The organism is Pseudomonas sp. ACN5 (assembly GCF_002303975.1).
GTDB classification, from domain to species: Bacteria; Pseudomonadota; Gammaproteobacteria; order Pseudomonadales; family Pseudomonadaceae; genus Aquipseudomonas; species Aquipseudomonas laurylsulfatiphila.
On the sequence record NZ_MRCP01000002.1, the window covers coordinates 308,833 to 328,688 of the forward strand.

General features: G+C 60.2%; 19 protein-coding genes. 6 read left to right on the top strand and 13 right to left on the bottom strand.

The window, feature by feature from the left end; genetic code table 11:
• Nucleotides 1-76: 76 nt before the first annotated feature.
• The 4 genes from BSF40_RS04595 to BSF40_RS04610 all read right to left on the bottom strand — a co-directional run bounded on the left by BSF40_RS04595 (nucleotide 77) and on the right by BSF40_RS04610 (nucleotide 4,371).
• Entirely contained in the window at nucleotides 77-991 is a 915-nt protein-coding gene (locus BSF40_RS04595) for an SdiA-regulated domain-containing protein (protein WP_095964249.1), read from the bottom strand.
• A gap of 96 nt (nucleotides 992-1,087) precedes the next feature.
• A complete protein-coding gene (locus BSF40_RS04600; protein ID WP_095964250.1) occupies nucleotides 1,088-2,014 on the bottom strand; it encodes an SdiA-regulated domain-containing protein in 927 nt (308 codons plus the stop codon).
• A 256-nt stretch (nucleotides 2,015-2,270) separates the two neighbouring features.
• Entirely contained in the window at nucleotides 2,271-2,936 is a 666-nt protein-coding gene (locus BSF40_RS04605) for a fumarylacetoacetate hydrolase family protein (protein WP_015097256.1), read from the bottom strand.
• Between the two features lie 40 nt (nucleotides 2,937-2,976).
• Nucleotides 2,977-4,371, bottom strand: a complete 1,395-nt coding sequence (locus tag BSF40_RS04610) for an FAD-binding oxidoreductase (protein ID WP_032829505.1) — start codon at nucleotides 4,369-4,371, stop codon at nucleotides 2,977-2,979.
• Between the two features lie 206 nt (nucleotides 4,372-4,577).
• Between BSF40_RS04610 and serA the strand changes: the two genes are divergently transcribed.
• Nucleotides 4,578-5,807, top strand: coding sequence for a phosphoglycerate dehydrogenase (gene serA / locus BSF40_RS04620; protein WP_007976393.1), 1,230 nt, complete (start codon nucleotides 4,578-4,580; stop codon nucleotides 5,805-5,807).
• A gap of 129 nt (nucleotides 5,808-5,936) precedes the next feature.
• Here serA and BSF40_RS04625 read toward each other — a convergent pair whose 3' ends face one another.
• Nucleotides 5,937-6,362 carry a DUF4399 domain-containing protein gene (locus tag BSF40_RS04625; protein ID WP_095964251.1) on the bottom strand — a complete coding sequence of 142 codons (426 nt, stop codon included), beginning with the start codon at nucleotides 6,360-6,362 and terminating at the stop codon, nucleotides 5,937-5,939.
• A 135-nt stretch (nucleotides 6,363-6,497) separates the two neighbouring features.
• Here BSF40_RS04625 and BSF40_RS04630 point away from each other — a divergent pair, with 135 nt between their 5' ends.
• Nucleotides 6,498-7,082 (top strand): transporter substrate-binding domain-containing protein, encoded by a 585-nt coding sequence (locus BSF40_RS04630; RefSeq protein ID WP_095964252.1) that lies wholly within the window; start codon nucleotides 6,498-6,500, stop codon nucleotides 7,080-7,082.
• Between the two features lie 122 nt (nucleotides 7,083-7,204).
• Here the strand turns inward: BSF40_RS04630 and BSF40_RS04635 are convergent, their stop codons facing one another.
• Nucleotides 7,205-7,690 (bottom strand): DUF523 domain-containing protein, encoded by a 486-nt coding sequence (locus tag BSF40_RS04635; RefSeq protein WP_095964253.1) that lies wholly within the window; start codon nucleotides 7,688-7,690, stop codon nucleotides 7,205-7,207.
• Nucleotides 7,691-7,692: 2 nt separating this feature from the next.
• Nucleotides 7,693-8,325 carry a 2OG-Fe(II) oxygenase gene (locus tag BSF40_RS04640; protein ID WP_095964254.1) on the bottom strand — a complete coding sequence of 211 codons (633 nt, stop codon included), beginning with the start codon at nucleotides 8,323-8,325 and terminating at the stop codon, nucleotides 7,693-7,695.
• Nucleotides 8,326-8,433: 108 nt separating this feature from the next.
• Here BSF40_RS04640 and BSF40_RS04645 point away from each other — a divergent pair, with 108 nt between their 5' ends.
• Nucleotides 8,434-9,186, top strand: coding sequence for a DUF2059 domain-containing protein (locus BSF40_RS04645; RefSeq protein WP_095964255.1), 753 nt, complete (start codon nucleotides 8,434-8,436; stop codon nucleotides 9,184-9,186).
• A 129-nt stretch (nucleotides 9,187-9,315) separates the two neighbouring features.
• Here the strand turns inward: BSF40_RS04645 and BSF40_RS04650 are convergent, their stop codons facing one another.
• The gene (locus BSF40_RS04650) at nucleotides 9,316-10,263 is read right to left on the bottom strand and encodes an alpha/beta hydrolase (protein WP_095964256.1); all 948 of its coding nucleotides are present in this window, start codon (nucleotides 10,261-10,263) and stop codon (nucleotides 9,316-9,318) included.
• 96 nt (nucleotides 10,264-10,359) lie between these two features.
• On the opposite strand from BSF40_RS04650, the gene BSF40_RS04655 reads away from it, so the two are divergent.
• Nucleotides 10,360-10,941, top strand: coding sequence for a DUF6436 domain-containing protein (locus BSF40_RS04655; RefSeq protein ID WP_095964257.1), 582 nt, complete (start codon nucleotides 10,360-10,362; stop codon nucleotides 10,939-10,941).
• Nucleotides 10,942-11,044: 103 nt separating this feature from the next.
• Nucleotides 11,045-13,444: a penicillin acylase family protein gene (locus tag BSF40_RS04660; protein ID WP_095964258.1), complete on the top strand. Its 2,400-nt coding sequence runs from the start codon at nucleotides 11,045-11,047 to the stop codon at nucleotides 13,442-13,444.
• 120 nt (nucleotides 13,445-13,564) lie between these two features.
• Here the strand turns inward: BSF40_RS04660 and BSF40_RS04665 are convergent, their stop codons facing one another.
• Nucleotides 13,565-14,530 (bottom strand): GlxA family transcriptional regulator, encoded by a 966-nt coding sequence (locus BSF40_RS04665; protein ID WP_095964259.1) that lies wholly within the window; start codon nucleotides 14,528-14,530, stop codon nucleotides 13,565-13,567.
• 305 nt (nucleotides 14,531-14,835) lie between these two features.
• On the opposite strand from BSF40_RS04665, the gene BSF40_RS04675 reads away from it, so the two are divergent.
• Nucleotides 14,836-15,477, top strand: a complete 642-nt coding sequence (locus BSF40_RS04675) for an HD domain-containing protein (RefSeq protein WP_095964261.1) — start codon at nucleotides 14,836-14,838, stop codon at nucleotides 15,475-15,477.
• A gap of 141 nt (nucleotides 15,478-15,618) precedes the next feature.
• Here the strand turns inward: BSF40_RS04675 and BSF40_RS04680 are convergent, their stop codons facing one another.
• From BSF40_RS04680 to BSF40_RS04695, 4 genes are all read right to left on the bottom strand, one after another.
• Nucleotides 15,619-16,509 carry an ABC transporter permease subunit gene (locus BSF40_RS04680; RefSeq protein ID WP_015097268.1) on the bottom strand — a complete coding sequence of 297 codons (891 nt, stop codon included), beginning with the start codon at nucleotides 16,507-16,509 and terminating at the stop codon, nucleotides 15,619-15,621.
• Entirely contained in the window at nucleotides 16,506-17,387 is an 882-nt protein-coding gene (locus BSF40_RS04685) for an ABC transporter permease subunit (protein WP_172435671.1), read from the bottom strand. The genes BSF40_RS04680 and BSF40_RS04685 overlap by 4 nt, the downstream gene beginning before the upstream one ends.
• Nucleotides 17,388-17,422: 35 nt before the next feature.
• Nucleotides 17,423-18,565 carry an ABC transporter ATP-binding protein gene (locus BSF40_RS04690; RefSeq protein WP_095964263.1) on the bottom strand — a complete coding sequence of 381 codons (1,143 nt, stop codon included), beginning with the start codon at nucleotides 18,563-18,565 and terminating at the stop codon, nucleotides 17,423-17,425.
• A gap of 72 nt (nucleotides 18,566-18,637) precedes the next feature.
• Entirely contained in the window at nucleotides 18,638-19,735 is a 1,098-nt protein-coding gene (locus BSF40_RS04695; RefSeq protein ID WP_095964264.1) for a polyamine ABC transporter substrate-binding protein, read from the bottom strand.
• Nucleotides 19,736-19,856: the final 121 nt, after the last annotated feature.

A 19,856-nucleotide genomic window follows, 5' to 3' on the forward strand; every position in this document is an offset into this window, starting at 1 on the left:
TGTCAGTCAATAGAGATGTCAACTGACAGATTGCCTTCGCGAGCAAGCCCGCTCCCACAGGGTTATGCGTTGTTTGTCAGGGCTGTGGCTTCTTGAACACGTAGAACAGGTTCGGCTCGCTGACGAGGTACAGCGTACCGTCATCGTCCACGGCGATCCCCTCCGCTTGCGGCACGGTTTTCTGCAGGCCCTGGCGCCCCTTGCCCAATGACATTGTGCTCAGCGGACGCCCGCTCACATCCAGCTCCAGAATCAACCGCGACTCATCCGACAGCGCCAGCAAATGCCCGCTGCGCTCGTCGTATTGCAGGCTCGACAGATCCCGCACGAACATCCCGGCATCACGCTTGGGGTCGTTGATCACGTGTATCGAGTAAGATTCTTCAGGATTGAAACGCGGGAATCCGTGCACCTCGTAGATCAACATCGGGTTGCGCTCCTTGGCGACAAACAGGCGCTTGCCCACAGAATCGTAAGCCAGGCCCTCGAAACCCTTGTTGCCGCCCATGTGGACGCCAATGGTCATCTGCTCGGCGTCTGCCGCATCGACAAAAGTGGTGTCCTGCTCCAGACGGATCTTGATCAGCCGCTGCTGGCTTTCATCAGTGACCACATAGATGTCCTCACTGATGAACTCCACCGCCTCCGGATCACCGAAACCGACCAGCGCCACACGGCGCAAAATCCTGCCGTCGAGGGACAACTCGATCAGCTCGCTGTGTTTGTTGGTGACGGTGAACAGGCTTTTGCGCACCGGGTCGTAGGTCAACGCTGAAACGTTGTCCGCCAGGCCATCGATCACCTGCGCTTCGGTCACGACCCGGTATTGATCAAGGCCCATGGTCTGGGAACTCACCGGCTGCCACAGCGTATGCAGATTGAACCAGGCACGCTCGAACAGACGCAGGTATTGGCCGAGCGCAACCACGGTGATCAGCAAGATCACCGACAGGATCAGAATCAGGGATTTGGGGCGGGCAAATCGACGCATTCGGGTGGGCTCTGGGTCAAAACAGGCGGATGAAATATCACGCCCGTCTGAACTGAAGCTTAATGGCCGCGGGCCTTTTACGCACACACAGAGGCATTACCTCTGTTTTTCGAAGCGATAAAACAGGTTCGGCTCACTCACCATGTACAGCGTGCCCGCTTCATCCATGGTTACGCCTTCGGCGCGCGCAATGGTGTTTTTCAGGCCGTTGAAGCCACGCAACAGGGTGATGAAACTGACCTGCTCGCCCTTCTTGTCCAGCTCCAGCAACAGGTGCGAGTCGGCGGACAGCGCCAGCATGTGGCCGGTCCGCGGATCGATGGCCAGCGCCGACAGGTTGCGCATGTCCAGTGCATGGCTGGCCAGCTTCAGCTTGTCGCCGGTCAGGACCTTACCGTCACCCTTCCAGGCAAATAATGCCGGCGGACGCTCTTCACCCAGCACCAGTTGCTGATTGCGCGGATCCCAGATAACAGCCTCAAAGGCTTTGTTCTGGTCTTTGGAAGGGCCGAGGTCGTATTTCGGGAAGTCGGCGATGTTCAGTTCGCGGGTGTCGGCATCGACCTTGACGATAGCGATCAGATGCTCGCGCTCATCGACAATGGCCAATCGGCCGTCGCCCAGCACGGTGACGCCCTCAGGGTTGCTCCAGCCAACCAATGGCATTTTGCGCAGCACATCACCCTGCAGGTTCAACTCGACCAGGAAGGGGTTCTTGCCCATGACCGAAAACAGGGTCTTGGTCTGAGGGTCATAGGCCACGTCCGATGCTTCGTCCTTCTCCATGCCCGGCAACGGCTTGGCATCGATCACCGCGCGATAGTCCGGCAGCCAGATGCTGGCCTGACGCTCGGCCGGGCTTTTGAATTGCTCTTTCACCCAGAGCACGCCCCGCGAATCCCAGTGCATGGCAAATGCAACGCCGTAGGCGACAACGGCCACCAACAAGAGCCAGGTGTGCCAACGCAGGGCGAAGCGTGAGCGGCGGGCAGGATTAAGCGTGGATAGCGGAGAAGTGGCCATTGGGGAATGCGTTCCAGAAATTCAGGCTAGGGGTAATAGCACAGTTTGGGGCCGGCTCAGAGGCCGAAAGCCCTGAAATTATCCAGACAGGATGTGAAAAAAACGGGAAATGACAGGGTGAGCCATCTACAGACCACAACAAAACCAATGTGGGAGCGGGCTTGCTCGCGAAGAGGGCGTGACAGTCGACAAAAGTGTTGTCTGACACACCGCTTTCGCGAGCAAGCCCGCTCCCACAACAGGGTACAGCGGCGAACTAACGAACGCTGCTGGTGAAGCGACTGGCGCCCGGCAGTTCCAGGACGATCTCGTCACCGACATTCAGCGGACCGACGCCCACAGGTGTGCCGGTGAGGATCACATCCCCGGCCTGCAACGAGAAGCAACCGGCCATGTGCTGGATCATCGGCACGATCGGGTTGAGCATTGCGCTGCTGTTGCCGTCCTGGCGCACTTCGCCGTTGATGGTCAGGCGGATGCCAATGTCGGTCAGGTCGGCAAAGGTGCTGCCGGACACGAACGGAGCAATCACCGCCGCACCGTCGAAGGACTTGGCGATTTCCCACGGCAGGCCCTTGGATTTCAGCTCGGCCTGCTTGTCGCGCAGGGTCAGGTCCAGGGCCGGGGCGAAGCCGGAGATGGCGTCGAGCACTTCTTCACGGCTCGGTCTGGTCGACAACGGCTTGCCGATCAACACCGCGATTTCCGCTTCGTAGTGCACCGAGCCGCGCTCGGTGGGAATGCTGAAACCACCTTCCAGCGGCACCACGCAACTGCCCGGCTTGATGAACAGCAGTGGCTCGGTTGGCACCGGGTTATCCAGTTCCTTGGCGTGTTCGGCGTAGTTGCGGCCAATGCACACCACTTTCCCCAACGGGAAATGAATGCGCGTACCGTCGACATACTGGTGCTGATAGCTCATTTACCGTCTCCTGCCTTCAAGGGTGCTTAAGGTTTGCAGTTCAAACCGCGAAGATTTTGCCCGGGTTCATGATGCCGTTCGGGTCAAACACTGCCTTGACCGCTTTCATGTACTCGATCTCGACCGGCGAACGGCTGTAGGTCAGGTAATCCCGCTTGGTCATGCCCACGCCGTGCTCGGCGGAGATCGAACCGTTGTACTTCTCGACGGTTTCGAACACCCACTTGTTCACGGTTGCGCACTTGGCGAAAAACTCGTCCTTGCTCAGGTTATCCGGCTTGAGGATGTTCAAGTGCAGGTTGCCGTCGCCGATGTGGCCGAACCAGACGATTTCGAAATCTGGGTAGTGTTCGCCGACGATCGCGTCGATTTCCTTCAGGAACGCCGGGACTTTCGATACAGTGACCGAGATGTCGTTCTTGTACGGCGTCCAGTGGGAGATAGTCTCGGAAATGTATTCGCGCAGCTTCCACAGATTCTGCAGCTGGGTTTCGCTCTGGCTCATCACGCCGTCCAGCACCCAGCCCTGCTCGACGCAGTGCTCGAAGGTTTCCAGGGCGTGGTTGGCCACTTCTTCGGTGGTCGCTTCGAATTCCAGCAGCGCGTAGAACGGGCAGTCGGACTCGAACGGCGCCGGCACGTCGCCACGGGCCATGACTTTGGCCAGGGCCTTGTCGGAGAAGAATTCGAAGGCGGTCAGGTCGAGCTTGCTCTGGAACGCGTGCAGCACTGGCATGATCGAGTCGAAATCGGCGGTGCCGAGGACCATCGCGGTCAGGTTTTTCGGCGCGCGATCGAGGCGCATGGTCGCTTCGACCACGAACCCGAGTGTGCCTTCAGCCCCGATGAACAGCTGGCGCATGTCGTAGCCGGTGGCGTTCTTGATCAGGTCGCGGTTCAGCTCCAGCACGTCGCCCTTGCCGGTCACGACTTTCATGCCAGCGACCCAGTTACGGGTCATGCCGTAGCGAATCACCTTGATCCCGCCGGCATTGGTGCCGATATTGCCGCCAATCTGGCTCGATCCTGCCGAAGCGAAGTCCACCGGGTAGTACAGACCGTTTTCTTCGGCCACGTTCTGCAGGTGCTCGGTGACCACGCCCGGCTGACACACGGCAGTGCGGTCAGTGAGGTTCACGTCGAGGATCTGGTTCATGTAGTCGAACGACACGACCACTTCGCCATTGGCCGCTACCGCAGCGGCGGAAAGGCCGGTGCGACCGCCGGAAGGCACCAGCGCGACCTTGTGTTTATTGGCCCACAGGACAATGGCCTGGACTTGCTCGGTGGTCTTGGGGAACACGATGGCGGTCGGAGCGGGGGCGAAATGCTTGGTCCAATCCTTACCGTAAGCATTCAGGGAGTCGGCATCGGTCAGCACCTTGCCAGGCTCAACCAGGGTCTTCAGCTCTTCAATCAGGGCAGGATTGGTCATCGACAGAACTCTCGAACAATTCATGGTCATCCTGAGAACGCTTCACGTCGCAGGAATGAGTGTTTAGCGGGGTGCATATGCTAGCATACCGACCCCGCAGGGTAGTGCCCAAAGGCTGTTCTGCGGTGACGGCATTCCTGCCGTTCGGGTCAGCTCCGGGCTGCTCCCTTCCCTGCCATTTTTCTCCGGGATACAGGTTTACGCAGATGAGCAAGACTTCTCTCGATAAGAGCAAGATCAAGTTCCTTCTTCTCGAAGGCGTCCACCAATCGGCTGTCGACGTCCTCAAGGCGGCGGGCTACACCAGCATCGAGTACCTCACAGGTTCTCTGCCGGAAGCCCAGCTCAAGGAAAAGATCGCTGACGCTCACTTCATCGGCATTCGCTCGCGCACTCAACTGACCGAAGAGATCTTCGATCACGCGAAGAAGCTGGTTGCGGTCGGCTGTTTCTGCATCGGCACCAACCAGGTTGACCTGGACGCTGCCCGCGAACGCGGTATCGCGGTGTTCAACGCGCCCTACTCCAACACCCGCTCCGTAGCGGAGCTGGTGCTGGCCGAAGCGATCCTGCTGCTGCGCGGTATCCCTGAGAAGAACGCTTCCTGCCACCGTGGCGGCTGGATCAAGAGCGCGGCCAACTCCTTCGAGATCCGTGGCAAGAAGCTGGGCATCGTCGGTTACGGCTCGATCGGTACTCAACTGTCGGTCCTGGCGGAAGGCCTGGGCATGCAGGTGTACTTCTACGACACCATCACCAAGCTGCCATTGGGTAACGCTACTCAGGTAGGCAACCTGCACGAGCTGCTGGCGATGTCCGACATCGTTTCGCTGCACGTACCGGAAACCGCCGCCACCCAGTGGATGATGGGCGAGAAAGAAATCCGCGCCATCAAGAAAGGCGGCATCCTGATCAACGCCGCCCGCGGCACCGTGGTCGAACTGGACCACCTGGCGGCTGCCATCAAGGACAAGCACCTGATCGGCGCGGCCATCGACGTATTCCCGGTGGAGCCACGCTCCAACGACGAAGAGTTCGAAAGCCCGCTGCGTGGCCTGGACAACGTGATCCTGACCCCGCACATCGGTGGCTCTACCGCTGAAGCCCAGGCCAACATCGGTCTGGAAGTCGCGGAAAAACTGGTCAAGTACAGCGACAACGGTACTTCGGTATCGTCCGTGAACTTCCCGGAAGTGGCCCTGCCGGCTCACCCTGGCAAGCACCGCCTGCTGCACATCCACGAAAACATTCCGGGTGTACTCAGCGAGATCAACAAAGTCTTCGCCGAAAACGGCATCAACATCTCCGGTCAGTTCCTGCAGACCAACGAGAAGGTCGGCTACGTAGTGATCGACGTCGACGCCGAGTACTCGGACCTGGCGCAAGAGAAGCTGCAACACGTCAAAGGCACCATCCGTAGTCGGGTGTTGTTCTAAAAGCAGCTACAAGCGGCAAGCTTCAAGCTTCAAGCGGCAAGTTGAGTTCGCTTTTGCTTTGACTTGAGGCTTACAGCTTGAAGCTTGCAACTGTAAAAAAGGGAGCCCCAGCGAAGCGGGCTCCCTTTTTTATTTCACATTGACCGTGATCTTCTCGGAAACGATCGGCGGATCGAACGGCATGTGGTTGCTATCGCCCAGCTCCAACTGCAGGGTGTGTTTGCCCGGCGTGAGCGTGACTTCAGCCTGGGTCTGCGCGGCGCCGAAATGCTGGTGATTGGCGTCTTTGGGGATCGGTACTCCGGCGGCTGGCAACTCATCGACATCGATCAGCAAATGGTGATGTCCGGTGTTCTTGGTGAGATCGCCCGCCGGTGCCAAGGCAATATTCTCGACAGCGAACTTGACGACGACCGTCTGTGGAACATTCGCGCCATCCTTGGGAGACACGATGGACACTTTGGCGCCTTTCGGAGCCGGCGTTGCAGCACTGGCCAGCACCGAAACACCCATCAACAGGCCCGCCAAAGCAGCACGTGACATAAAGGTTTTCATTCTCTTCTCCAGTTTTTTCGTAAAATCCGCGTGGCCATGACAACTTCATGGCCATTTGTTGTCGAAGGCACTCGACAACCATAGCAAAGCGAGCCTGAATCAGAGGGTCGCGATAAAAAATTCAAAGGAGTGACCATGCGCTTTCTGCCTGGCCTGATCTGCCTGCTACCCCTTCTGAGCCCTTTGGCTCATGCCGAACTGATTGATGACGTCAACGACCGGGGCGAGTTGCGCATAGCCGTTGAAGCCAACACTCCCCCATTCAACTTCAAGGATGGCGACAAGCTCGCCGGATTCGAAGTCGAACTGGGCCAACTGCTGGCAAGTGAACTCGATGTCCGGGCCGACTTTGTCGTCACCGACGGCAGCGATCTGCTGACCGGCGTCGAAAGCGGCAAATACGACATCGCTATCAACCACATAGCAGTGACCCCGGATCTCAGGGATCGTTTCGATTTCAGCGAACCTTACGTTCAAGCCCGTGCGCAATTGATCGCGCAAAAAGAAGAACCGCGTTCCATTCTGCTGGTGCAGTCGTTGACCGAAGAGAAGCCCAAAACCGACCCGGTCGTGAGCCTGGCGATTCCTTTTCAGAAGGGAAATCCGGCGTTCCATGCCAGCCTGGAAAGCGCCCTGCAGCGAATCAAGGATGATGGGCGACTGCGAGCGCTGGAGCAGAAGTGGTTGGGGGCGGATGCGGGCGAAGTGCCGAAACCTTGATGAGGGGTGAGATCCTTTGTGGGAGCGGGCTTGCTCGCGAAGGCGGTGTGTCAGACAAGATTAATATCGACTGACCCGGCGCATTCGCGAGCAAGCCCGCTCCCACCGGAGGTTTGTGTTGGTCAGTCCTGCGCAGCCAATGCCTGAGCCGCTTCAGCCAGCTCCAACTCACTGAACACCTGCACGCCGTGACGCTTGAGCAGCGCCGCCGTTACACCCTCACCATCGACCTTCACCCCGCTGAACGTCCCGTCATAGGTCAGCAGATTGCCGCAGGACGGGCTGTTGGCCTTGAGGACGGCAATGCGGATGCCGTGATTTTGCACCAGTTCCAGTGCCTGATACGCCCCCGACAAAAACTGCGCACTGACATCCTCGCCCTCGGTGGTGATCACCGCAGCCTGGCGATCGAGGACTTGCGCGCCTTGCCCGCCTGGAATTTCCGCTGCCGCCCGAGGCGTTGGCAAGCCACCGGCGACCTCCGGGCACAACGGTACGATCCGACCTTCGTCGAGCCATTGCTGAAGCTGATCGAACGGCCCGCTGGCCCCGCCGTCGTAACGAACGCGGTGGCCCAACAGGCAGCGGCTGACGAGAATTTTCTGCATGATCAGAACGGCTCGTTGCCGCGCCGCCGGAACCAGCCCGTCAGCGACAGGCGATCGCGGGTCGCGGGCAGGACTTCGTGGGGAACCTCTCCGGAAAGAAACACCACCAGGCAACCGCCGGTAGGCTGCACGTCGTGGACGCGATCGTTGTCGAGGTACATGCGCAACGAGCCGCCGTGCTCGGGAAGCCAGCCATCATTGAGGTAAACCACCGCTGAAACCATGCGCCGGTCGTCATCGCGAAAGCGATCGACATGCTTGAGGTAGAACGCCCCGGGTGGGTACATCGCAAAATGGCTTTCGAAATCCTCAAGGCCGAGAAACAAACCACGATTGATCGCCTCGCGCAGGCTATCCATCAAACTCAGATAGTTGTCGCAAGCCTCGGCCTGGCCGGGGTCGATCCACTGAATATGGTCACCACGAATCCCTTCGCGGATTTCCGAAAACGGTCCACGGCCCACGGCGGCCGGAGCCAGTTCACCCTCGGCAGCACGTTTGCGACACTCGGCCGCCAGCGCTCGGGTCAGGTCCTGAGGCAGGAAAATATTCTGCTGCGACCAGCCGTGCTCGGCCAGGTCGTCGACGATTCGTAACAGCAGCGGGTGATCAGAGGATATTTGCATGCCGCGCATAGTATTCCTGTGCCCGAAAATCCGACAGAGCCGCGCAGCGGGTTGATACGAATTCTCGACAAGTACGGATGCCACACGGAGAATAGTCGCCTGCTGACTGGAGTCCCTATGCGCCGTTTGCTTTTATCACTGCTGATGTTCTGCGTTTTGCCCGCCTGGGCAGACGGCCACGACCAGTTGTACAAGGTCGCCGGCTGGCCGGAACAACGCGCGCATTTCAACGACGCCCTCTCGACTGCCCAGCAACGCTACCAGGGCAGCCTGCCTCCGGCGGTGTATCAGGCTCTGGTCAATAACAGCAATCAGCGATTTTCCGCCCAGGCCGTGGACCAGCGCGCCGAAGCGCAATTGCGCAAGAACCTCGCCGATCCAAAACCTGCACTGACGTTTTTCCAGTCGCCTCTGGGCAAGAAGATCGTCGCTGCCGAGTTGCTGGCGACCCGGCGCGACCAACTGGCAAAAAATGCCAAGGGCTTGCCAAAGATGCAGGTCAGCGACAGCCGCCTGCTGATCATCGGCCATCTGGCACAAGCGCTGCCTGCTCGCGAGGCCGGCGCGGAAGTCAGCCTGGCGATTGCCGGTGTGGCCGCCGACAGCCTGAGTTCGATGATCCCGGGATTGCTCGGTGCCGGTCAGGCCCAGGGCATGCTCAACGGCCAGCGCCAGCGCCTGATGGACCAAATTGGCAGCGACCTGAACAACACGCTGCTGTATGTCTATCGCGACCTGTCGGACGACGAGCTGGAAGAGTTCGCGACCTTTGCCGAATCGACGCAAGGCCAGGCTTACTATCGGGCGGCACTGGCGGCGATTCGCGCGGGGTTGGCGGTGGGGCAGAGCAATTCGAACCTGAGCCAGTGATTTTCGGGGCCTGACAGATCGCTATCGCGGGCAAGCCCGCTCCCACAGTGTTTTGAGTCAATCCACTATTTTGTGATCACTGCGAAACCTGTGGGAGCGGGCTTGCCCGCGATGGGGCCATCACTGTCGCTAAGGATTCCGACCCTTGATCCGCTTGGTCAAAAACCCTAAATACTCCTGCCGCATCACCAACGTCTCATTCGCCAGATGATGCCGCGCCTCAGGCAACATCAGCACCTGCGGCCGATCAAACTTGCCCCGCAACACTTCAAGGTTATGTTCCCAATCCACGGTCATGTCCGCCTGCCCCTGCACGATCAGCGGCCGCCTGGTGCTGACCGGCGCCGCTTCAACGCGTTTGATCCAGCGTGCCAGCGCACCCACCCAGGCTGTCGGCAGACGCAGCGGCTGCAATGGATCGGCCTGCAGGAACGGCAGAAAGGCCGGGTCGTTGGAGTTCTCGCTGAAGCGCCGGGCGATGGCTTTGACGAACGGCCTGAGCAAGTAATAGCTCAGATGCGACCAACCCCACGCTCGCGGCCGCACCAACGGTGCCAACAGGATCACCTGACCCTGGGCCGGGCTGCTCGCCCCCGCATTCAGTACATGGTCGATCACGATCGCCCCACCGGTACTTTGCCCGCACAGGTGCCACGGTTGCGGCAATTCGAGGGATTGCGCCTCGCTGAACAACCCTTGCAGCGTGTCCTGGTATTCGGCGAAATCCTTGATGCTCGCCCGCTCGCCACTGGACAAGCCATGGCCCGGCAAGTCGCAGGCAATCACCGCAAAGCCTTGGTCCAACGCCCATTCGATCACATGCCGGTAGAGCCCGGTGTGGTCGTAGAAACCATGGATGACAAACAGCGTCCCCTTCGCCCGCTCGGGCCACCAGAACTGGCTGACCAGCTCATATCCATCGACCTCGAAGCGCCCAAGACCGCTGCGCAACTGACGCGGCGCAAAATCCAGCCCGTAGAACTGCTGGTAGGCCTTCGCCTGCGCCGACAACGGCTGTCCGGCCGCCAGTGGCAGCAAGCTTGCACGTAGAAGATCGGGGTCGAAAGTGGCCGGCATGGACGATTCCAGAGCGTGAAACGGACTTTATAGGCCTGCGATATTCATCTGTCGCGGCAAGCATGGCAAGCTAGCCGACCTTCGAGGACTGAACCGATGCGCCCGCCCTTTCGCGCCACCCTGTTTGCCAGCCTGCTCGCCGTGGTGTGTGCCGGCGTATTGTGGGCGGCCTACGACTGGTTCCAGGGGCGTTACCTGCGGGCGTTCAGCGAGCACACGGCGATGTTTTCGGGGGATCCGCTGCGCCTTCCCGATGACCTCGCAGGCCCAGGCGCCATCCGCCTGGTGCATTTCTGGGACCCGGCCTGCCCGTGCAACGTCGGCAATCAACAACACCTGACCGAACTGGTCGAGCGCTATGTCCCCCATGGCGTGGAATTCTATGCCGTGCAAAAACCCGGTAGCCATGGCCAGTTACCGGGCACCTTGAGCCGCCTGAAAACCATCGACGTCCTGCCCGGTTCCGAACAGATCCCCGCCAGCCCGGCCGTGGCGATCTGGGACCGCAGCGGCAAACTGGCCTACTTCGGCCCCTACAGCGAAGGCCTGACCTGCAACTCGAGCAACAGTTTTATCGAACCAATCCTGCAGGCGCTGGATGAGGGCCGTGCGGTGAGTGCCACGCACACACTGGCCGTGGGGTGTTACTGCCCGTGGCCTGCCGATCCGGCGAAGTAGGCAAAGACACACCAATACGAATCCCTCCTACGGGCGATGCGCCAAACCGGCGCGTCGTGTTAAACAGTGCCACCTGGAATCACAATAACAACAAGGAGTCCCCATGAAACGCAGCTTGACCGCTCTCGCGCTGTTGATCGTCGTGCTGGCCGCCGGAGCCGGCTGGTACCTCTACAGTAAGCAGCCGTCACGCCAGGGCATGGTGGAACTGCAACACCTGCAAGGCTCAGTCACCGTGCGCTACGACGAGCGCGGCGTTCCGCACATCCGCGCCGACAACGAAACCGACCTGTATCGCGCACTCGGCTACGTACATGCCCAGGACCGCTTGTTCCAGATGGAAGTCCTGCGTCGTCTGGCCCGTGGCGAACTGGCCGAGGTGCTCGGACCGAAGCTGCTCGACACCGACAAACTGATGCGCAGCCTGCGCATTCGCGAACGCGCCGAAACCTACTTCGCCAATCTCGACAAACAGTCACCCTCTTTCATCGCCATGCAGGCCTATCTGGACGGCATCAACCAGTATCAGGACAGCCACGCCAAACCCGTGGAGTTCGATGTGCTGGGCATTCCAAAACGCCCGTTCACCGCCCAGGACACCATCAGCATCGCCGGTTACATGGCCTACAGTTTTGCGGCAGCATTTCGTACAGAACCCTTGCTGACATTCGTGCGCGATCAACTGGGCCCTGACTACCTGAGCGTTTTCGATCTCGACTGGCAGTCCAAAGGCGTGCTCGACGGGACCGCACCCTCCCTGGCCAGCGCCGACTGGAAAGACCTCAACGCCCTCGCCCGCCTGAGCGAACAGGCCTTGGCTGACAACGGCCTGCCCCAGTTCGAGGGCAGTAACGCCTGGGTCGTCGCGGGCAGCCGGACCCAAAGCGGCAAGCCTCTGCTGGCGGGTGATCCGCATATCCGTTTCTCCGCGCCGTCGGTGTGGTACGAAGCCCAACTCTCCGCGCCGGGCTTTGAACTCTACGGGCATTACCAGGCCTTGATGCCATTCGCCTCCCTGGGCATGAACAACGACTTCGGCTGGAGCATCACCATGTTCCAGAACGACGACCTCGACCTGATCGCCGAGAAGGTCAACCCGGACAATCCCAATCAGGTCTGGTATCGCGGCACGTGGGTGGACATGGTCACCAGCGAACAGAAGATTGCGGTCAAGGGCCAGGAACCGGTGACGCTGCTACTGCGTCAATCGCCCCACGGCCCAATCGTCAACGATGCCTTGGGCAGCGGCGTCGGCAAGACACCGATTGCCATGTGGTGGGCATTTCTCGAAAGTCAGAACCCGATCCTGGACGGTTTCTACCAGCTCAACCGCGCCGACACCCTGGCCAAGGCCCGCAGTGCCGCAGCAAAAATCCAGGCACCGGGCCTGAACGTCGTATGGGCCAATGCCAAGGGTGACATCGGCTGGTGGGCGGCGGCGCAACTGCCGAAACGTCCGGCGGGTGTACGCCCATGGTTCATCCTCGACGGCAGCACCGCCGAGGCCGACAAGGATGGCTTCTACCCGTTCAGCGCCAACCCTCAGGAAGAAAACCCGGCGCGGGGCTACATCGTCTCGGCCAACTTCCAGCCAGTGTCACCGACCGGCATGGAGATTCCCGGCTATTACAACCTTGCCGATCGCGGCCAGCAGCTCAATCGCCAGCTCAGCGACAAAGCCGTGAAATGGGACCTGGAAAACAGCCAGAAACTGCAGTTGGGCACTACCACCGCCTACGGCCCGCGCTTGTTGGCGCCGCTGCTGCCGGTGTTGCGCGAAGTGCTGAGCGACCCCGCCGAACTCAAACTGGTGGAGCAACTGGCCCAGTGGAAAGGCGACTACCCGCTCGATTCCACCAGCGCCACGCTGTTCAACCAGTTGCTGTTCAACCTGGCTGACGCGACGATGCATGACGAACTGGGTAACGACTTTTTCGAAACACTGCTCTCGACCCGGGTGATCGACGCCGCGCTCCCCCGCCTGGCTGCCAGCGCCGATTCACCGTGGTGGGACAACCGCAGCACCCTCGGCAAGGAAACCCGTGCCGACACGGTGAAGGCCGCCTGGCAAGCCAGCCTCGCACATCTCAGGAGCACCCTCGGCGCAGACGCCTCGCAATGGCAGTGGGGTCGCGCGCACACCTTGACCCATGGTCATCCGCTGGGGCAACAAAAGCCGCTGGACCTGGTCTTCAACGTCGGCCCCTTCGCCGCCCCCGGCAGCCATGAAGTGCCGAACAATCTCTCGGCGAAAATCGGCCCGGCACCCTGGCCTGTCACCTACGGCCCCTCGACCCGCCGCCTGATCGACTTCGCCGACCCGGCCCACAGCCTGACCGTCAACCCGGTTGGCCAGAGCGGTGTAGTGTTCGACAGTCACTATGATGATCAAGCCGAGGCCTACATCGAAGGGATGTATTTCCAGGCGCATCTGAATGATGAAGAAGTCACGGCCAATACGCGCAGTACGTTGAAGCTGTTGCCGGCGCGGGCGACGCCATAGACTTTTGCTGACTGGACTGGCCCCTTCGCGAGCAAGCCCGCTCCCACAGTTGAAATGCGTTCCCCCTGTGGGAGCGGGCTTGCTCGCGAAGAGGCCCTCACAGGCAACAAAGATGTCAGCTCAAACCATCGCCGCAAAATTCAACCTGAACTGCTGCGGCGTCACCCCCAGTCTGCGATTGAACACACTGCGCATGTGCTGGGCATCGCGAAATCCACATTGATAGGCCACGGTCTTGAGCGGCGCACGCGTGCTTTCGAGCATCACCCGCGCCGCATCGACCCGCGCGCGTTCGACGAACTCGGCCGGGGTGATTTTCGCCTCCCTGGCAAACACCCGGGAAAAATTACGCGCACTCATGTTGGCGGCATTGGCCAGGTCGGCGATGGCTAAATCGCCCGTCAGGTTGGCCAGCACGTAATGCTGGACCATCGCCACCGCCGAGTCCGGTTCGGCGTGGGGCGTGAGGAACGGGCTGAACTGCGACTGCCCTCCTGAACGCTGGGTGAACACCACCAGCCGCTTGGCGACATTCAGTGCCACTTCCGGTCCGTGATCCCGGCCCAATAGATACAACGACAGATCGATCCCCGCTGTGACCCCGGCCGAGGTGAACAGGTCGCCGTCCTCAACGTACAGTCGATCCGCTTCCACCCGGGACGAGGGACACAGCGCCGCCAGATCCGATGCGTCCTGCCAATGCGTGGTGATCGTGCGCCCCTCCAGCAACCCGGCGCGGGCGAGCATGAAGGCGCCGTTGCAGATCGAGCCGAACCGTTGCGCCCGCCCGCAGGCCCCGCGCAGCCAGGTGTCGAACGCCACGCCGAAACTCATGAACGGCAATTGCGGCCCGCCAGCCACCAATAACAAGTCGTACGCCTCGAGTGCTTCGCTGAAATGCCGATGGGCATTGAGTGCCAAACCGTTGGAGCACGCCATCATCCCGTGCTCGACACCGATTACCTCCAGCCGATAGTGATCCTGCGGAGCAAGGAATCGATTGGCCTCGGAAAACACATCCATGGGGCCGGTGACATCCAGCGACTGGACGCCGGCGAAGACCACGATGGCGATGGTTTTACTCATGACGTGAATCGCCTCCTTTGGATCTGATTGCACCTTCCCTTTGTAGGAGCGAGCCTGCTCGCGATGAAATCAAAGACGCCGCGGGGTATCAGGCTCCCCGCGTTATCGTTGACGACCATCGCGAGCAAGCTCGCTCCTACAGGGTTTGCATGCACCCTAGCCAAACCAGGCGCAACAAGCGAGGTTGGCGCGATATGCATGCTCATTGGCCGGGATCGCAGCCATGGCGCGATTGTCCGGTTTCGGGGGCCGGAACAGACTGAAACCCTCAGCGCCACCCAGGCGTTCACGACGAGGAAAACTCCATGAGCACCACCATCGCCGGCATCAGGATCCCCGACAGCGCGCTGGCCAAGGCCACCACCGAATACATCCGTGACATCGAATCGGACCTGCTCTACCACCACTCGCGTCGGGTATTCCTGTTCGGCGCCCTGAGCGGTGAGCGCAAGCAATTGGCCTACAACCCGGAATTGCTGTACGTCGGCGCGATGTTCCATGACCTGGGCCTGGTGGTGGGTCACCGCAGCGACAACGAGCGCTTCGAAGTCGATGGCGCCAATGCGGCAGCCGCATTTCTCAAGCCTTACGGGCTGAGCGACGACGATATCGAGCAGGTCTGGCTATCGATTGCCCTGCACACCACACCGGGCGTTCCTCAGCATTTGCGGCCCACCGTGGCGCTGGTAACGGCTGGAGTCGAGATGGACGTGCTGGGCATGGACTACGCGGCGTTCTCCACCGTGCAGCGTGAAGCGGTGGTGCATGCGCATCCACGGGGCGAGGGGTTCAAGGAGTGCATCATCTGCGCGTTTGCCGATGGCTTGCGTCATCGTCCGCAGACTACGTTCGGGAATGTGAAGACGGATGTGCTGGTGGATCAGGAACCGGGATTCAAGCCGATGAACTTCGTCGAGGTCATTCGCCAATCCCCATGGATCGCATAAACAAATGTGGGAGCGGGCTTGCTCGCGAATGCAGTGTGTCAGGCGACTATGATGTCGGCTGACACTCCCTCTTCGCGAGCAAGCCCGCTCCCACATATGGACCGGGTTGGCCACAAGGTTGTGGTCAACCCGGCATCAGGCTCAGGCCGCTTCCGGTGCCTGCGCGCGACGCACGTCCGGTTGCTTCCACGAATCGGCTGCCGCTTCTTCGATCGCTTGCTGGATCGCACGCTTGCGGCTTTCTTCGGCGCGACGGCTGAAGAACCAGACCAGGAAGGTCACAATGGACACCGCCAGCAGGATCAGGCTGGCCACGGCGTTGATCTCGGGCTTCACGCCCAGACGTACCGCCGAGAACACTTCCATCGGCAGGGTCGTGGACCCCGGGCCCGACACGAAGCTCGCCAGCACCAGGTCATCCAGCGACAGGGCGAACGACATCATGCCGCCCGCTGCCAGCGACGGCGCGATCATCGGGATGGTGATCAGGAAGAACACCTTCCACGGCTTCGCGCCCAGGTCCATGGCCGCTTCTTCGATGGACAGGTCCAGCTCGCGCAAGCGTGCCGAGACCACCACCGCCACATAGGCCGCACAGAAGGTGGTGTGGGCGATCCAGATGGTGACGATGCCGCGTTCCTGCGGCCAGCCGATCATCTGCGCCATGGCCACGAACAGCAGCAACAGCGACAGACCGGTGATCACCTCAGGCATCACCAGCGGCGCGGTCACCAGGCCACCGAACAGGGTGCGGCCCTTGAAGCGCGTAATACGCGTCAGGACGAACGCCGCCAGGGTACCCAGCGCCACCGCCGCCACCGCCGTGTAGCAGGCGATTTCCAGCGAGCGCACCACCGAGCCCATCAGTTGCGAGTTGTCGAGCAGGCCGACGTACCACTTGATCGACCAACCACCCCACACCGTCACCAGTTTCGAGGCGTTGAACGAGTAGATCACCAGGATCAGCATCGGCAGGTAGATGAACAACAGACCCACTACCAGCATCAGGCTGGAGAAACGGAAGCGCTTCATTCTTTACCCTCCATTTCCTTGGCCTGACTGCGGTTGAACAGGATGATCGGCACAATCAGGATCGCCAGCATCACCACCGCCAGGGCAGACGCCACCGGCCAGTCACGGTTGTTGAAGAACTCTTGCCAGAGCACTTTACCGATCATCAGGGTTTCCGGGCCGCCAAGCAGTTCCGGAATCACGAACTCACCCACCACCGGGATGAACACCAGCATGCAGCCGGCGATGATGCCGTTTTTCGACAGCGGCACGGTGATTTTCCAGAAGCTGTTGAAGGTGCTCGAGCCCAGGTCGGACGCAGCTTCCAGCAGGCTCTGGTCATGCTTCACCAGGTTGGCGTACAGCGGCAGGATCATGAACGGCAGGTAGGAATAAACCACACCGATGTAGACCGCCAGGTTGGTGTTGAGGATCTGCAGTGGCTCGCTGATCCAGCCCATGCTCATCAGGAAACCGTTGAGCAGGCCGTTGTTGCTGAGGATGCCCATCCACGCATACACGCGGATCAGGATCGCGGTCCAGGTCGGCATCATGATCAGCAGCACCAGCACCGTCTGCACTTCCTTGCGGGCAATGGAGATGCCGTAGGCCATCGGGTAGCCGATCAGCAGGCAGAGGATGGTGCTGAACAGCGCCATCTTCAACGAGCCCAGATAAGCGGCGATGTACAGTTCGTCACCGGCCAGCATGGCGTAGTTGCCCAGGTTAAGCAGCAACTGCAGCTTCTGCTCGGCGTAGCTGTAGATTTCGGTGTAGGGCGGAATGGCCACGTCCGCTTCGGCGAAGCTGATCTTCAAAACGATGAAGAACGGCAGCATGAAGAACAGGAACAGCCAGATGAAGGGAACCCCGATGACCATCTGACGGCCACCGGGAATTATTCGATTGAGTCGACGCTTGAATTTGCGCATGTTCATGAGCGGAGCACCACGCCGCTGTCGTCTTCCCAGTACACGTAGACCTGATCACCCCAGGTCGGACGCTGCCCGCGACGTTCGGCGTTGGCCACGAACGACTGCACCAGCTTGCCGCTTGGCAGTTCGACGTAGAACACCGAGTGCCCGCCCAGGTAGGCGATGTCGTGCACCTTGCCGCTGGACCAGTTGTACTGGCAGGTCGGCATGTCGGCGGTGACCAGCAGTTTTTCCGGGCGGATCGCGTAGGTGACCGACTTGTCCTGCACCGAAGTGCTGATGCCGTGGCCGACGTAGATCTGACGATCCAGGTCTTTGCAGGTAATGATCGCGTGGCCTTCGGCATCGTCGATCACTTCGCCTTCGAAGATGTTCACGTTACCGATGAATTCACAGACCAGGCGGCTGGTCGGGGTTTCGTAGATGTCGATCGGGCTGCCGATCTGGGCGATCCAGCCCAGGTGCATGATTGCGATACGCTCGGCCATGGTCATGGCCTCTTCCTGGTCGTGGGTCACCATGACGCAGGTTACGCCGACACGCTCGATGATCTCCACCAGCTCCAGCTGCATTTGCGAGCGCAGTTTCTTGTCCAGTGCGCCCATCGGTTCGTCGAGCAGCAGCAGCTTCGGTCGCTTGGCCAGGGAACGGGCCAGGGCCACACGCTGACGCTGACCACCGGACAACTGATGCGGCTTGCGCTTGGCGTACTGGCTCATCTGTACCAGCTTGAGCATGTCGGCCACCCGCGCATCGACTTCGGCGGCAGGCAGTTTGTCCTGCTTGAGGCCGAACGCGATGTTCTGCGCCACGGTCATGTGCGGGAACAGCGCGTAGGACTGGAACATCATGTTGATCGGCCGCTCGTAGGGCGGCATGTCAGTGATGTCTACGCCATCGAGGAAAATGCGCCCCTCCGTGGGCCGTTCGAAACCTGCGAGCATGCGCAGCAACGTGGACTTGCCCGATCCCGAGCCGCCGAGCAGGGCGAAGATCTCACCCTTCTTGATTTCCAGGGACACGTCGTCCACGGCAATCGTCTCGTCGAACTTCTTCGTGACCCGGTCGATTTTGACCAGCACCTGTTTAGGTTGCTGGTCGCCCTCGAGGGCTTTCTTATAGGCGCCGGAGGCAACTGCCATTTACGAAACTCCCAAAAAAAAGAGTGCAGTTCGCTCAAGGTGAGCCAACCTTGGATAGTTTGAGCCTTGAAGCTATTTACCCGACTTGACCTTGGTCCAGCTGCGGGTCATCAAACGTTGAATGTTCGGCGGTAACTCGACCGACACGTAGGTCTTGTCGAGTACCGCTTGCGGTGGATAAACCGCTTCATCGGTGCGAATGGACTGTTCCATCAGTTTGTCCGACCCGGGGTTCGGGTTGGCGTAGCCGACGTAATCACTGACCTGAGCGATGACCTCAGGCTTGAGCAAATAGTTGATGAAGGCGTGAGCCTGCTTGACGTTGGCCGAGTCCTTCGGAATCGCCAGCATGTCGAACCAGAGCGCGCCGCCTTCTTTCGGGATCGAGTAGGCGATGTTCACGCCTTTCTTGGCTTCTTCGGCGCGGTTCTTGGCCTGGAAGATGTCGCCGGAGAAACCGATCGCCACGCAGATATCGCCGTTGGCCAGGTCCGCGATGTACTTGGAGGAGTGGAAGTAGGTCACGTAAGGGCGCACGGCAAGCAACTTGGCGGTGGCCTTTTCGTAATCCTTGGGATCAGTGCTGTTAGCGTTCAGGCCCATGTAGTTGAGCACTGTCGGCATCATTTCATCGGCGGAATCGAGGAACGCGACGCCACAGCTTTGCAGCTTCTTGATGTTCTCCGGCTCGAACAGCACGCCCCACGAATCAATCGTATCGACGCCCAGCACAGCCTTGACCTTGTCGACGTTGTAACCGATGCCGTTGGTGCCCCACAGGTACGGCACGGCGTACAGGTTGCCCGGATCGTTCTGCTCCAGGCGCTTGAGCAGCACCGGGTCGAGGTTCGAATAATTCGGCAGCTGCGACTTGTCGAGCTTCTGGAATGCCCCGGCCTTGATCTGTTTGCCGAGGAAGTGGTTCGACGGCACGACCACGTCGTAGCCGGTACGCCCGGCCAGCAACTTGCCTTCCAGGGTTTCGTTGGAATCGAAAACGTCATAAACCGGTTTGATCCCGGTCTCTTTCTGGAAGTCGGCCAGGGTGGTCTCGCCGATGTAGTCCGACCAGTTATAAATATGCACGGTACCGGCGGCCTGGACACTGACGGCCATCGTCAGCCCGGCGCCCACCAGCATGGCATTGCGCAACAAAGAAAAAACAGGCACGTGGAGGTCCTCTGAAATTAGTTGGGCCCAAGTTGCCCCGCGTTACATGACAACCGTGGTTGCCCGGCAACAAAACCGGCGCGCAACTTACCCTCGAAAAACCGTTCCAGCAAAACTTTTA